This is a genomic window from Microbacterium sp. Cr-K32 (genome assembly GCF_000708345.1).
Lineage (GTDB): Bacteria > Actinomycetota > Actinomycetes > Actinomycetales > Microbacteriaceae > Microbacterium > Microbacterium maritypicum_A.
The window spans coordinates 70,220-84,072 of record NZ_JARD01000027.1; the positions used below are offsets into that span (position 1 = coordinate 70,220).

13 protein-coding genes are annotated in these 13,853 nt (G+C 70.2%); 3 read left to right on the top strand and 10 right to left on the bottom strand.

What is annotated here, in order from left to right:
* Window positions 1–2: 2 nt before the first annotated feature.
* The 8 genes from GZ64_RS0113610 to GZ64_RS0113645 form a co-directional block, all read right to left on the bottom strand.
* Complete coding sequence (locus tag GZ64_RS0113610) at window positions 3–611, bottom strand: alkylhydroperoxidase domain protein (RefSeq protein ID WP_029267100.1); 609 nt, start codon at window positions 609–611, stop codon at window positions 3–5.
* The gene (locus GZ64_RS0113615; RefSeq protein WP_029267101.1) at window positions 608–1,240 is read right to left on the bottom strand and encodes a CMD domain protein; all 633 of its coding nucleotides are present in this window, start codon (window positions 1,238–1,240) and stop codon (window positions 608–610) included. The genes GZ64_RS0113610 and GZ64_RS0113615 overlap by 4 nt, the downstream gene beginning before the upstream one ends.
* Window positions 1,237–2,277, bottom strand: a complete 1,041-nt coding sequence (locus tag GZ64_RS0113620; protein WP_029267103.1) for a putative FMN-dependent luciferase-like monooxygenase — start codon at window positions 2,275–2,277, stop codon at window positions 1,237–1,239. The genes GZ64_RS0113615 and GZ64_RS0113620 overlap by 4 nt, the downstream gene beginning before the upstream one ends.
* Window positions 2,274–3,890, bottom strand: a complete 1,617-nt coding sequence (locus tag GZ64_RS0113625) for a dipeptide ABC transporter ATP-binding protein (RefSeq protein WP_029267105.1) — start codon at window positions 3,888–3,890, stop codon at window positions 2,274–2,276. The genes GZ64_RS0113620 and GZ64_RS0113625 overlap by 4 nt, the downstream gene beginning before the upstream one ends.
* Window positions 3,887–4,783 carry an ABC transporter permease gene (locus GZ64_RS0113630; protein ID WP_029267106.1) on the bottom strand — a complete coding sequence of 299 codons (897 nt, stop codon included), beginning with the start codon at window positions 4,781–4,783 and terminating at the stop codon, window positions 3,887–3,889. The genes GZ64_RS0113625 and GZ64_RS0113630 overlap by 4 nt, the downstream gene beginning before the upstream one ends.
* Entirely contained in the window at window positions 4,780–5,769 is a 990-nt protein-coding gene (locus tag GZ64_RS0113635) for an ABC transporter permease (RefSeq protein WP_029267107.1), read from the bottom strand. Before GZ64_RS0113635 ends, GZ64_RS0113630 begins: the two co-directional genes overlap by 4 nt.
* 16 nt (window positions 5,770–5,785) lie before the next feature.
* Entirely contained in the window at window positions 5,786–7,420 is a 1,635-nt protein-coding gene (locus tag GZ64_RS0113640; protein ID WP_029267108.1) for a TIGR04028 family ABC transporter substrate-binding protein, read from the bottom strand.
* Between the two features lie 143 nt (window positions 7,421–7,563).
* Entirely contained in the window at window positions 7,564–8,976 is a 1,413-nt protein-coding gene (locus tag GZ64_RS0113645; protein WP_029267109.1) for an NtaA/DmoA family FMN-dependent monooxygenase, read from the bottom strand.
* Window positions 8,977–9,081: 105 nt separating this feature from the next.
* Between GZ64_RS0113645 and GZ64_RS0113650 the strand changes: the two genes are divergently transcribed.
* Window positions 9,082–10,068 carry a Gfo/Idh/MocA family protein gene (locus GZ64_RS0113650; protein ID WP_029267111.1) on the top strand — a complete coding sequence of 329 codons (987 nt, stop codon included), beginning with the start codon at window positions 9,082–9,084 and terminating at the stop codon, window positions 10,066–10,068.
* Window positions 10,069–10,070: 2 nt separating this feature from the next.
* Window positions 10,071–11,042: an NYN domain-containing protein gene (locus GZ64_RS0113655; RefSeq protein WP_029267112.1), complete on the top strand. Its 972-nt coding sequence runs from the start codon at window positions 10,071–10,073 to the stop codon at window positions 11,040–11,042.
* Between the two features lie 114 nt (window positions 11,043–11,156).
* On the opposite strand, the gene GZ64_RS0113660 is transcribed toward GZ64_RS0113655, so the two are convergent.
* Window positions 11,157–12,311, bottom strand: coding sequence for a Gfo/Idh/MocA family protein (locus GZ64_RS0113660; protein WP_029267113.1), 1,155 nt, complete (start codon window positions 12,309–12,311; stop codon window positions 11,157–11,159).
* Complete coding sequence (locus GZ64_RS0113665; RefSeq protein WP_021199938.1) at window positions 12,311–13,117, bottom strand: sugar phosphate isomerase/epimerase family protein; 807 nt, start codon at window positions 13,115–13,117, stop codon at window positions 12,311–12,313. Before GZ64_RS0113665 ends, GZ64_RS0113660 begins: the two co-directional genes overlap by 1 nt.
* Window positions 13,118–13,225: 108 nt before the next feature.
* Between GZ64_RS0113665 and GZ64_RS0113670 the strand changes: the two genes are divergently transcribed.
* On the top strand, window positions 13,226–13,843 hold the full coding sequence (locus tag GZ64_RS0113670; protein WP_021199939.1) for a TetR/AcrR family transcriptional regulator: 618 nt from the start codon (window positions 13,226–13,228) through the stop codon (window positions 13,841–13,843).
* The last annotated feature ends 10 nt before the right edge of the window (window positions 13,844–13,853 follow it).

The following is a 13,853-nucleotide window of genomic DNA, read 5'->3' on the forward strand; positions in this document are numbered from 1 at the left end:
GGTCAGGCCGGCGCCACCGGCCGTCCGATCGACAGCATCAGCCGGTTCGCCCAGTTGAAGAACGCGGCACCGTGGATCACGTCGGCGACCTCCAGATCGTCGAGCCCTGCCGCGCGCAGCCGCCCGATCCCCTCCTCGCCGAATGCGCTGGGGGTATCGGTGAGCGCGACGGATACCGCGACGATCGCGTTCCACCGCTCGCCCAGGTCCGCATCGACGCCCTCGTCGAGCAGCAGGTCGACGTCGTCGACGCGCTTGCTGTGGTGTGCGGCGAACCGCGAGTGCACCGACGCGCAGAACACGCAGCCGTTGCGGCGGGATGCCGCAGTGGCCGCCAGCTCGCGGTCGGCACGCGGGAGCCCCTCGGCCGCGTTGTAGAAGATGTCCTTGTCGACGAGGGTCCGCGCCCTGAGCACCTCGGGGTCGCGGGCGAGCAGTCGGAAGTAGTCGTTCTTCGCCCGTGCGGCGTCGACGAGACCCTCGTAGTGCCGCTCAGTCAGCTCGTCTTCCGCGAGGGGGTCCAGGTGCGGGACCCAGCCGACCTCCCCGCGGGTGAAGGCGTGCGGGTGCGGAGCGTCGTCGTGCCGGAGCACGGTCTGTTCGATGGTCATGCGGCTTCCTCTTCCTCGGAGACGGCGGTATCGGGAGCGGTCGCCAGCCCCGCGGCCCCGAGCACGCGGAGTCCGGTGACGACGCGCTGCTGGAAGGCGAGGAACGACACCAGCTGCGACAGCGTCACGATCCCGTCGGTCGACCACCCGGCGTCGAGCAGCCGCCCGAGGTCGGCTCCCGAGGCCTCGCGGGGCCGGAACACGAGCAAGTGCGTGTGTGCGAGGGCGGCGGCGAGGCGCTCACCGATGACCGCGGTGACCGCGTCGGAGGGGACGTACCGCTCCCCCTCCGTGTTCTCCTCCTGCAGACCCAGTTCGGTGTACACGCCGAAGGGTCCGCTGACGGCCGCGCCGTCGGCCTCGGTGAGCACGACGCTCGCGGTCTCCGGATCCGCGTCCTGTGCGCGGTCGGCATAGAACACCGCGGTCGCGTCATCCGCTCCGGCGAGCCCCGTCGCGAAGGCGGCGACGAGCTCGCGCTCCGCCTGCGAGACGTGTTCGACCGTGACCGGTCGGAAGAGTGCGTCGAAGCTCGCCTGCAACTGCTCTCGGGTGACCGGCCGGCGACGGCGCAGCGCATCCACCTCCGGCGTCACCTCCACGATCCGGTCCACGATGTCGTCGGTCATGCGTTCTCCTTGATGGTGAGGGTGTCTGGGGCGGAAGGGCTGAGTGCGTAGCCGAGGGCCGGCGCGACCTCATCGGCGAAGAGGGCGATGGATCGCAGCACGTGCTCGTGCGGGGCGTCGACCGAGTGCACCTGGAAGGCCACCTCGGTCGCGCGGGCGAGGGTGGTGTCGGCGGCGAGCGACTCCGCCACCTCCTCGGGCGTGCCCAGGTGCGTGTCGAGAGCGGCGATCAACTCGTCGATGCTGTCTCCGGGGATGGTCTGCCCCTGTCGGCGGAAGCCCTCCGCCGCCCGGCGCAGCCCGACCTCGGCGAACCGCAGTGCATCGGCGCGGTCGTCCGCGACGAACACCGTCCGCGACGCGGTGATCCTCGGCTCCACCCCGGCCGGAAGCGACTCGAGGTACGCGTCGATGATCGGATCCTGCAGTTCGGAGAGCGGTGCGTGCAGCCGGTCGGCGCGGCGAGGCTGCGTGCGCGAGAGCAGCAGTCCGTGCCCGTGCACCCCGGCGCGGTGCCCACCGGGCGCCGAGAAGGTGGCCTGCCAGATGCGGTCGGCGAGATCTCCGGCATCCGGGTAGAGCGTGTTGCCCGCCCCGATGTCGCGACCCGCCAGCCCGTCGAGCAGCGTGCGCAGCTTGCGGTCGTAGGTCGGTGCCTTGTCGCGTACGTCCTCCCCGAAGGGCACGAACGACGACGGTGTCCCCCCGCTGCCGAGTCCCAGATCCACGCGCCCCCCGGAGAGCAGATCAGCGACCACGGCATCTTCGGCCACCCGCACCGGATCCTCCAGCGGCAGGGTGATGACCCCGGTTCCGAGCCGGATGCCGCGGGTCACGGCGGCCACGTGGGCGAGGAACACCAGAGGGGACGGCAGCCCGCCCTCGGCCGCGTGGAAGTGGTGTTGGGCGACCCAGGCCCGCCCGATCCCGTGCCGCTCGGCCTGCTGGATCTGCGCGGTCGCGAGCGCATACCTCTCGACAGGTGCAGCGTCGTCGAGCAGGCGGGTGAAGAAGGCGACGGTGGGTGCGGTGGTCATACGACGGTCTCCGTTCGTCCGGGGACAGCGGCGAGCAGCTCCCGGGTGTAGTCGTGCTGCGGGTCGCGGAAGAGTTCCTCCGTCTGTCCTTCCTCGACGATCCGGCCACGACGCATCACCGAGACCGTGTGGCTGATCCTGCGCACCACCGCGAGGTCGTGCGAGATGAACAGGTACGTGAGCCCGAGCTCGGACTGCAGCGAGGTGAGCAGCTCGAGGATGCGCGCCTGCACGGTCACGTCCAGTGCCGACACCGCCTCGTCGAGCACCACGACCTCCGGATCGATCGCGAGCGCCCTGGCGATCGCGACGCGCTGTCGCTGGCCACCCGAGAGCTCGCGCGGAGTGCGCCTCGCGACGTCGGCCGGGAGCGAGACCCGGTCGAGGAGGGCCAGCGCCCGCTCTCGGCGCTCGGCGCTCGATCCGACGCGGAAGTTCTGCAGCGGCTCCGCCACGATGTCGATGATGTGCTGACGAGGATCCAACGAGGCGAACGGGTTCTGGTAGACGAGTTGCACGCGTCGGCGCAGCGCGCGCAGCTGTTCGCGCTTCGCGTGGGTCACGTCTTCGCCGTCGACCTCGATCGTGCCGGCGTCGGGCTGATGGAAGCGCGTGACCAGCCGCGCCGTGGTCGTCTTGCCTGACCCGGACTCCCCGACGAGAGCGTGAGTGGTGCCCCGACGCACACGGAACGAGACGTCGTCGACCGCGCGGAAGCGCTCGCGCCCCGCGACGCGGAACTCCTTCACGAGCCCCTCGGCCACGATCGCATAGGGGTTCTCCGCGGCGACGGCCGCCGCGTCCCGCAGGAACGGCGGCGCCTCCGGGCGGCGGAATCCGGTCGTGAATGCAGGAGCATCGGCGAGCAGCTGCCGCGTGTACGGGTCGGACGGCGCAGCGAGCACCACTGCGCTCGGGCCCTGCTCCACGATCCGGCCGTCTTTGAGCACGACCAGCCTTTCCGCGCGATCGGCGGCCACACCGAGGTCGTGGGTCACGAGCAGGATGCTGGTGCCCTCCTCACGTTGCAGCTCGTCGAGCAGGTCGAGCACCTTGCGCTGCACGGTGGCATCGAGGGCGCTGGTCGGTTCGTCCGCGATCAGCAGGCGCGGCTGCAGGGCGATCGCGGTCGCGATCAGCACGCGCTGCCGCATACCGCCGGAGAGCTCGTGCGGGTACTGGCGCGCCCGCAGGTCCGGATCGTCGATGCCGACGCGGTCGAGCAGCTCGATCGCACGCGCGCGACGCGAACGCCGGTCCCGGTGTCCGTGCAGGCGCAGGATCTCCTCGACCTGCGCGCCGATCGGACGCACCGGATCGAGCGAGGTCGTGGGGTCCTGCGGCACGAGGCCGATCTCCGCGCCGCGGATGCCCCGCAGCGCGCGATCGGTCCATCCGGAGATGTCGAGGTCTCCGAGTGCCACGGTCCCGCCATCGACCTTCCCGCCGGCCGGAAGCAGACCGAGGAGCGCATGAGCGGTCGTGGACTTGCCCGATCCCGACTCGCCGACGAGCGCGAGGGTCTCGCCCTCCTCGATCTCGAACGAGATGCCGTGCACGACTTCGCGACCCCCGTAGGAGATCCGCAGATCCGTCGCAGCCAGAACGCTCATCGCGTCCCCCCTCCGATGCGGTGGCTGATGCGGTTGGCGCTGAGAACGACCGCGACGACGACGAGACCGGGAAGTGCCGTGAGCCACCAGGCGGTCCCCACGTAGTTGCGTCCTTCGGCGATCAGCAGCCCCCATTCCGGGGTGGGCGGCGGGGCGCCGTAGCCGAGGAAACCGAGAGTCGAGATCGCCAGGATCGCGGTGCCGAACTGCAGCGCAGCGAGCGCCACGATGGGTGTGAGCGAATTGGGCAGCACATGCCGACGCAGCACCGCGAAGAAGGTGGCGCCGCTGCCGAAGGCCGCCTCGACGTACTCGGTGCGCCGCACGCGGGCGACCTCGGCGCGCATCAGCCGGGCGAAGGCGGCGACGCTGCCGAGACCGACCGCGATGGCGGCATTGACGGTGCCGAATCCGAGCAGGATGATGACCGACAGCGACAGCAGGAGCCCGGGGATCGCGAGGAGCACGTCGACGACGCGCATGAGCACGTCATCGACCACACCGCCCACGGCCCCGGCGATCGCGCCCAGCACCGTGCCGAGCGCGAGGCCGACCGTGACCGCGATCAGCGCGCCGGAGAGCGAATGCACCGCGCCATGGACGACGCGTCCGAACAGGTCGCGTCCGAGGGTGTCGGTTCCGAACCAGTGGGCGGCGCTCGGCGGCAGCAGCTTGTCGGCCGGTACGCCGGTGAGCGGGTCGCCGGGGGCGAACACCCCGGGGACGACTGCCCAGAGCACGGCGAGCGCCACGACGGCGAGCGCCAGATACAGGCCCCAGGCGCGGCCGTGCAGACGACCACGCCGCCGAGGTGCCGGCGCTTGCTCCTGAGGGGTCGGTGCCGGCACGGCTCCGGGCTCGACGCTCGTCTCGGCGATCACGGGAGCGGTCATGCTGACACCTCCTGGGGTGCGGGCTTCGAGGGGGCGAACGCGGCGGATGGGCGGGAGCGCGTGAGCGTCCGCTGGCGCGGGTCGATGAGCGGGGTGACGAGGTCGACCGCGAAGCTGATGACCACGAAACCGAGAGCCGAGAGCAGCACGACGCCCTGCAGCACCGGGATGTCCTGGTTCGCGACGGCCTGCTCCGTGAGCCTGCCCACTCCCGTGCGACCGAACACGGTCTCGGTCACGACCGCTCCCCCGACGAGCTCTCCGAACAGCACGCCGGCGATGGTCAACGTCGGCACCGCGGCGTTGCGGGCGACCGAACGCGTGAGCACCCAGAGCGGCGGCGCGCCCTTCGCGCGCACCACCGTGACGAACGGCTGCGCCTGCACCTGATCGATCGCCCGGACCAGCACCTGCGCCAAGGGCGCCGAGATCGGCACCGCGAGGGTCAGCACGGGGAGGATGAGCCCGCTCGCCGGGTCGGCCCCGACGATCGGCACCCAGCCGAGTCCGAAAGAGAACACCTGGATGAGCAGGATGCCCAGCCAGAACACCGGCACGGCGACGAAGAGTCCGGGGATCTGGCGCAGACCATCACGCAGCCAGGCGAACGGCGCGAGGGACGAGAGCCCCGCGATCAGGACCGCCAGCAGCAGCGCGACGAGGAGTCCGAGCGACGCGAGCAGCAGTGTCGCCGGCAGCGCCTCGGCGAGCATCGCCAGCACCGGCGTGCCGAACTGCGTCGAGAATCCGAAGTCCCCGGCGAGGAAGCCGAGCCCTGCGTGCACGTACTGCTGCCACCAGGGCAGGTCGGCACCGTACGTGGCGCGGATGCTGTCGAGCTGATCCGGCGACAGCCCGAGGCTGGGGTCGGAGAACTTGATCAGGATCGCATCGCCCGGCAACAGCTGCAGCAGGAAGAAGGTGGCCGTGAAGGCCGCGATCAGAACGATCGCGGCCTGCCCGGCTCGTCGGAGGACGAAATTCATCGACGCACCATGCCGATCAGTGCTCGGAGAGCCAGACGCCGGAGAACGTCGGGCGCCCCACCGACTCGAACGCGACGCCGTGCACATATGTCGCCGTGCCGTACACCTGCGGCTCCTCGAACAGCGGGATGACGTAGGCCTGCTCGGCGATGTAGTCCTGCACGGCCTGCGACGCAGCGACGCGCTTGTCGGCGTCGGGCTCGGAGGCCACCGCGAGGAGCAGCTCGTCGAGCTTCGCATCCTTCGAGATGAGCACGTCGCGGTTCTTCGTGAAGTACTGGCTCTTGATCACGTCGAGATCCGCCCGGCCGACCATCGAGTGGTAGAAGCCGGTCTTCAGCGGGTCACGGGTGTCTTCGGCGTAGCTGCCGGCGTCGCCGGGCTTGACCGAGAGCTCGACACCCACCTTCGCCAGCTGCTGCGCGACGAGTTCGAGGGTCTGCTTCGACAGGGGCTGGGGCTTCGCCTCGTAGACCGTGATCGCGAGACGCTCTCCGTCCTTCTCGCGGATGCCGTCGGCACCGGGCTTCCATCCGGCCTCGTCGAGCAGCTTCTCGGCCTTCTTCGGGTCGTACCCGTAGTGCTCTGATTCGTCCTTGTAGCCGAGGGCCTGAGAGGACAGCACCGAGGTCGCCACCGGGTAGTTCTCGGTGAAGAGCGTGTCCACGACCTCCTGCGCATCCACGGCGGAGATGATCGCCTGCCGGACGCGGATGTCGGAGAGCAGCGGGTTCTCGGGGCGGAGGGCGATCGAGTTGTTCACCCCGCGGGTCTGCGGGGCGTAGAGCGTGAAGCCGGCCGCCTCGACGCGGTCCTCGTCGAACGCCTGCACGTAGCGGACGTAGTCGGCCTGGCCGGCGAGCAGCGAGCCGATGCGCACCGAGTCCTCCGGCGTGATCAGCACGTGCACGGCATCCAGGTAGGGGCGGCCGTCGTTGTCGACGCTGTCGGGGCCCCAGTCGTAGTCGTCGCGGGCGGTGAGCGTGTACTCGGTGCCGAGCTTCTCTCCCGTGACGGTGAACGGCCCCGAGCCGATGATCTCGGCCGCGTTGCCCGCACCGAAGTCCTCGATCGTGCCGTCGAGGGTCGTAGGCGACAGGAGGCCCGAGTTGATCGTCGAGGTCGCCTGCAGGAACCCGGGCGACGGCGCCGAGAAATGGAATGTGACGGTGTCCTCGTCGACCACCTCACTGCTGGCGTAGTTGTTGATCGCCTCGGAGACAGTGAGTCCCCGCTCGGCATCGCCCAGCCCGTAGGTGTCGAAGTTCTTCTTCACGGCCGCGGCGTCGAGCACCGTGCCGTCCGAGAACGTGACGTCGGGGTTCAGGTTGAACGTGTACTCGGTGGCGTCGTCGTTCACGGTCCAGTCGGAGGCGATCCAGGGCTCGATCTCGAGCGTTTCCGGATTCTGCCAGGTGAGACGGGCCGCGATGTTGTTCACGATGCCGCCGTTCGGGTAGAAGCCGGCCTGCGGCGGGTAGAGGTTCGTGTACGCCTGGTGCTCGAGGTAGGTGAGCGTTCCTCCCGTGACGGGGTCGCCGCCTTCGGCAGGCGAGTTCGCCGGTGCGGGCGTCGACGCGCAGGCGGCGAGGCTGCCCGCGAGGACGAGCGGCAGCGCGATGGCCGCGGCGCGGATGAGACGACGGTTCATGGGTGGGCCTCCAGGATTCGGGTGCGGTGCTTCGGGTGCTGTGCGGTGCTTCGGGTGCTGTGGTGAGGTGACTTCACCGTAGGAATCGCGGTTCCTCCGGCGCGAGGTGGCCGACTCCGGATGTCGCGTGGCGACACGCGTGGTCACGCGTCGACATACGAGGAAATGCGCAGACGGTCGCGGAGGGTCGCTCGGGTGCTCTCCTGCGCGTCTCGCAGCAGGCCGCGACGGCGCAGCTCGGGAGCCGCCTGTCGCGTGAAAGCCTCGAACTGCGCGGGCTGGAACGCCGACAGCACGTTGAACCCGTCCGCGGCGCCCTCCTCACGCCAGGTCTCGAAATGGTCGGCGATCGTCGCCGCGTCTCCCACGACGAACGCCGCCGGCACCGCATGCGCGGCGACCAGGTGCCGCCATGTGAGCGGATCGCCGTTCCCGATGCCCGATCCCGAGACCTTCGATGCGGAGACGCGCAGCCCGGCGATGATGCCGAGGCGCTCGATCAGCGCGGCGCCGCGCTCTCCCAGCCGCAGGGCCTCCGCAGAGGTCACGGGCGCGTCGAAGGTCGAGGTGCGCAGCGGGTCGTCGAGCGGGACGTCGAATGCATCGGCGAGCGCGGCGACGGTGCGATTCGACGGGAACGCCGTTCTGGCCGCCTGGTGCCCCTCGGCCAGCGGCACCAGGGCGAGCAGCCGCTCCACGATGCGTCGCGCGTCGGCATCCGTGTCCGCGACGACGGGAAGCACCGGGGCGATCACCTTCAGCGCATCCGGCGATCGTCCGGATTCCGCCGCGATGTCACGCAGCAGTCGACGGGTCGCGATCGCATCGGCCAGCGTGGGCGCGGCCGTCAGCGCGAGATCGGCTTCGGTGGCCGCGAGCGCCCTCGAGCGCGGCGACGTCCCCGCGTGCACGATCGGGATCTGTCCCTGCGGCGGGCGGGCGACGTTGAGCGGTCCCGTGACGCGCACCTGCGTTCCCCGCAGGTCGGCGGCGCGGAGTGCCTCCGGGTCGATCAGCACCCCGCGGTCGGCGTCGGCGATCCAGGCGTCCTCGCCCCACGAGTCCCACAGTCGGCGCAGTGCCTCGACGAACTCCTCCGCCCGGTCGTAGCGGGACTCGTTGTCGGCGTGCTCCTCGCGGCCGTGGTTGCCCGCTGCACGCGGCTCGGCGCCGGTGACGAGGTTGATCCCGGCACGGCCTCGGGTGAGCACGTCGAGGGACGCCAGCGAGCGTGCCGTCGTGTACGGGTCGGCGTACGTGGTGTTGACCGTGGCGATCAGGCCGATCCGCGAGGTCACCCCCGCGAGGAAGAGCACGGCGCTCACGGGATCGATGCGGGCCAGCAGGTATGGGTCGCGGAACTCCAGATCCGGGCCGGTGGCGAGCCAGTCCCCGAAGAAGAGGTAGTCGAGGCCGGCGTCCTCCCCCTCCCGCGCGATGTGCCGCAGGATGTCGGCGTCGGACGCGGGATCACGATGCGCGCCGGGCTGCCGCCAGCCCGAGGGGTACGCGCCCAGGGTGCGCACCATGGCGCCGATGATGAGGGGTTCGGTCATGGCGTCACGGTAGGAGCCGTCGAGCCTCCGCTGCCAGGGCGCCGATGCCGGGCGTCACGGGATGTAACAGTCCGTCACAGCCGGCACACCCCCTACGCTGAGACCATGACAGGTCTTCGGTGGGGAATCCTCGCGACCGGCGGTATCGCCGGCGCATTCGCGTCCGATCTGAGAACCGCGGGGCTCGACCTCGTGGCCGTCGGGTCCCGCTCGCAGGAGTCGGCGGACGCGTTCGCCGCCCGCTTCGACATCCCCCGCGCGCACCCCTCGTACGAGGCGCTCGTGTCCGATCCCGACGTCGACATCATCTACGTGTCGACGCCGCACCCCATGCATCACGAGAACGCCCGGCTCGCGCTCGAGAACGGCAAGCACGTGCTCGCCGAGAAGGCGTTCACGCTGAACCGCGCGGAGGCGGAGGATCTGCAGGCGCTTGCGGCCGAACGCGGCCTGCTCGTCATGGAGGCGATGTGGACCCGCTACCTGCCGCACATGGTCCGCATCCGCGAGCTCATCGCCGACGGCGTCCTCGGCGAGATCCGCGCAGTGAACGCCGACCACACGCAACTGCTGCCCTCCGACCCCACCCACCGCCTCAATGCCCTCGAGCTCGGCGGCGGCGCGCTCCTCGACCTCGGGATCTACCCGATCTCCTTCATCTGGGACATCCTCGGCGCACCGACCACGCTCCACGCCGTCGGCCGGCTCGTGGAGACCGGAGCCGACTCCGAGGTCGCGACCGTCATGACGCACGAGGGCGGAGCGATCTCGACCAGTCTGTCGTCGTCGCGCGCCGCCGGACCCAACGTCGCGAGCATCATCGGCACGGCCGCCCGCATCGACATCGATGCGGTCTGGTACAGCCCGACCACGTTCCGGGTCGTCCTCCCCGACGGCTCCGTTCACGAGACCTACACGTCCGAGGTCGAGGGCCGCGGGATGCAGTACCAGGCACTCGCCGCCGAGCGGCTCGTCCGCGACGGCATCCTCGAGGGCGACATCCTGCCCATCGCCGAGAGCGTCGCCATCATGGGCGCTCTCGACGAGATCAGAGCGCAGATCGGCGTCCGCTATCCCCGTGAGGAGGTCTGATCATGGCCGAGACCACCGATGCCCGCGTGGCCGTCTACCTCGACTTCGACAACATCGTCATCTCCTGGTACGACCGCGTGCACGGACGCAACGCCTACGGCAAGGACCGTCAGCGGATCAGCGAGAACCCGAACGATCCCGAGGTCACCGACCGACTGAGTCGCGCGATGATCGAGGTCGGCGCCATCATCGACTACGCGGCCTCGTTCGGCACCCTGGTGCTCACGAGGGCCTACGCCGACTGGTCGTCTCCCGTGAACGCCGAGTACCGTTCGCAGCTCGTGGCGCGCGCCGTCGACCTCGTGCAGCTGTTCCCGGCAGCCGCCTACGCCAAGAACGGCGCCGACATCCGCCTCGCCGTCGATGCGGTCGAGGACATGTTCCGGTTGCCCGACCTCACGCACGTCGTGATCGTGGCGGGCGACAGCGACTACGTGCCGCTGGCTCAGCGGTGCAAGCGTCTCGGACGCTACGTGATCGGCGTCGGAGTGTCAGGCTCCACAGCCAAGTCGCTGGCCGCCGCGTGCGACGAGTTCGAATCCTACGACTCGCTTCCCGGTGTGGTCCGCCCCGTGAAGGCGGCGCCCGCCGTCGCCGCGAAGGCCGAGGCCGTCGCGGAGCCCGCGCCCGAGGCTGTGCCCGATGTCGCGGACGCGGTCAAGACGAAGTCCCCGCGCCGGGCGAAGTCGAAGGCGGCCGCACCCAAGGTCGAGGAGCCCAAGCTCGACGAGCAGGGCGAGGCGACCCAACTGCTCGAACGCGCGCTGCGTCTCGGCCACGACAAGGCCGACGCCGACGAGTGGCTGCACAGCTCAGCGGTCAAGACGCACATGCGCCGCATGGATCCGTCCTTCAGCGAGAAGGCCCTCGGCTACCGCTCGTTCTCCGATTTCCTGAAGTCGCGCGACGACATCGCCGAACTGGAGGAGACCGGGCACGAGCGACTCGTCCGTCTGCGCGAGCCCGCCGCCTGATCGACGCGCTGCCTGATCAGCACGCGCGAACCTGCCCCCTGATCCGGTCGGTGGCGACGAAGGCTCGGTGATCCGAACCTCCGCCGCCGCCACCGGCGCCGCCACCGGCTGCGATCAGAGCGTCGCTTCGAACGGGTCGAAGTCAGAGGCGATCGAACCGACCTGATCGAGCGTGCTCTCGACCTCGACGAAGCTGCGCGATTCGGCGGCCTCCTCGATCGACAGGAGCGTGTCGAGCACGTGGTAGCCGAACTCCCCCGTCGCCACGTGCGGGCGACCGGCGGCGATCGAGCGTGCCATGTCGAGCAGCCCCACGCCGCGGCCGGAGAGCACACCCTCCTGCTCGACGTCGATGATGTCCTGCTGGACGGGCTCCGGTGGGATGAACAGACGCGTGAGCGGTCGGGTGATCGAGATCGCGCCGCCGAAGGTGTTCGGGTCGGGGATCACGATGGTGCCCTCGGTGCCGGTGATCTCGACGATCCCCTGCCGGATGACGGGCGAGTCGGTGCTGTAGACGCTCTGCGCCTGGCTTCCCTGCTCGAAGTCCATCAGCACGCTCAGGGTCGACGGGATCTCGACCGGGAACTCCTGACCGGCCAACTCGCCGACCTGCACACGCCGCGTCCGCGTCCCCTGCAGCCCGAGTGCCGCGACCGAGGCGACCGGGCCGAAGACGTGCACGAGGGCCGATACATAGTAGGGGCCCATGTCGAGCAGCGGGCCCGCGCCCTTGGCGTACAGGAATGCGGGGTTCGGGTGGAAGATCTCCGGCCCCGACCACTGGAACGTGGTCTGCGCGAACAGCGGACGGCCGATGTCGCCGCGCGCGATCGCCCGCTTCGCCGTCTGCACACCCGGTCCGAGCACGGTATCGGGGGCGACTCCGATGCGGAGACCGGCCGCATCCGCCTTCTCCAGCAGTCGGCGGGACTCCTCACGGCTCACGCCGATCGGCTTCTCGGTCCAGACATGCTTGCCCGCCGCGATGATCGCCTCGGACACCTCGACGTGCACGGCAGGGATCGTGAGGTTCACGACGATGTCGATCTCCGGATCGGCGAGCACCGCGTCGACGCCTCCGGAGCGCGGGACGCCGTATTTCTCGGCTTGCGCCTGCGCGCGGTCCTCGAGCAGGTCGCCGATCGCGAGGACGCGCACATCCGGGAACGTCGTGAGGTTCGACAGGTACTGATCGCTGATGTTCCCGGCGCCGATGATGCCGACGCCGACGGGGCCGTCCTCGAACGAACGGGTGGCGCCCACCATCAGCCGGCGACCTTCTCGTCGAGGTACACCCGGCTGCGCTCGATGGCGTCGAACAGGTCGCCCTCGTAGTGGTCGAACTCCACGATCGCGAGCTCGAGGGCCGGAGCCGCGGCGATGGCCTCGACGAGCGGAACGGATCCTTCGCCCGCGGCCACCTGGTCGGCGGGCGGGTAGGCGCCGGCGAGCGCGGGGTCGAGCGTGCCGTCCTTGGCGTGCACGGCCACGACGCGGCTGCCCAGACGCTCGAGCAGCGCGACGGGGTCGACGCCGCCGCGGGCGACCCAGTACAGGTCGACCTCGAGCACGACGCGCTCGTCGAGGAGGCCCGCGAGGACCTCCAATCCGGTGACGCCGTCGAACACGGCCTCCAGCTCGTGTGCGTGGTTGTGGTATCCGACGCGCACGCCCACGGTCGCACCGATCTCCGCCGCCTCGTTCAGCAGTCGCGCGGTCTGCTCGATCTGCTCGACCGACTCCCAGCGCGCGGGCTCGGTGTACGGATCGATGACCGTGTCCATGCCGAGCACCTTCGCTGCGGCGAAGACCTCTGCGGGCGACGGCACCGGCACCGTGGTGCCGCTGCCGTCGGGGTTCACGAACGACTCCGACGCCAGGAAGGCGTGGCCGGACGGGGCGACCAACCCGGCGGTGGACAGTGCGGCAGCGAGGGGCTCGGCGCGGCGGACGAAGTCATAGGGCTCCACGGCGGTGAATCCGCGGGCGGCGACCGCCGCCAGGGAGGATTCGAGGTCGGCCTCCAGCTCGTCCTTGATCGTGAACAGCTGCAGGGAAGTCCGAATCGTCATCGGTCGTGCTCCTTCGGTCATCGGTGACGTGGCGGGACCGCTGTCCCGTGCAGGCACGCTATCACCAAATACCTCCATGCGGAAGTTTTGATTGACTAGACTCGCCACATGCCCCCCGACACGTCCGATCACGCCGATCCTCCCCGCCCACGCGGCGCGTACGCCAAGGGGATCGCTCGACGACAGGAGATCCTCGATCGCGCGATCGAGGTCTTCGCCGAGCGCGGCGCCGACCGCACGAGCCTGCGGGCGATCGCTCGCGAGGTCGGGGTCACCCATGCGGCGCTCACGCACTACTTCGGCTCGCTGGAAGAGCTCCTCGTCGCCGTCTACGAGGAGAGCACGGCCCCGTCCCGGCAGTCCGGCTCTCCCCCGGAGGATGCGACACCGGTCGAGATGATGATCGAATCCGCGCGGACCAACCGCGCGATCCCCGGCCTCGTCCAGCTCTACTCGACCCTCGTCGCCACCGCTCTCGAAGAGGGACACCCGGCGGCCCGCACGTTCGCCACCGGTCGCTTCAGCCGCCTCCGCGCCCGACTCGCCGACGTCGTCCGACGCCAGCAGGAGGACGGCCGGATCCGCGACGACATCGACCCGGATGCGGTCGCCGCCCTCGTCGTCGCGGCGTCCGACGGCTTGCAGACGCAGTGGCTGCTCGATGAGACCGCACCGCAGCACGAAGCGCTCGCGCTCCTCGATCGACTGCTGAGACCCGCATCCTGAACAGGACGGG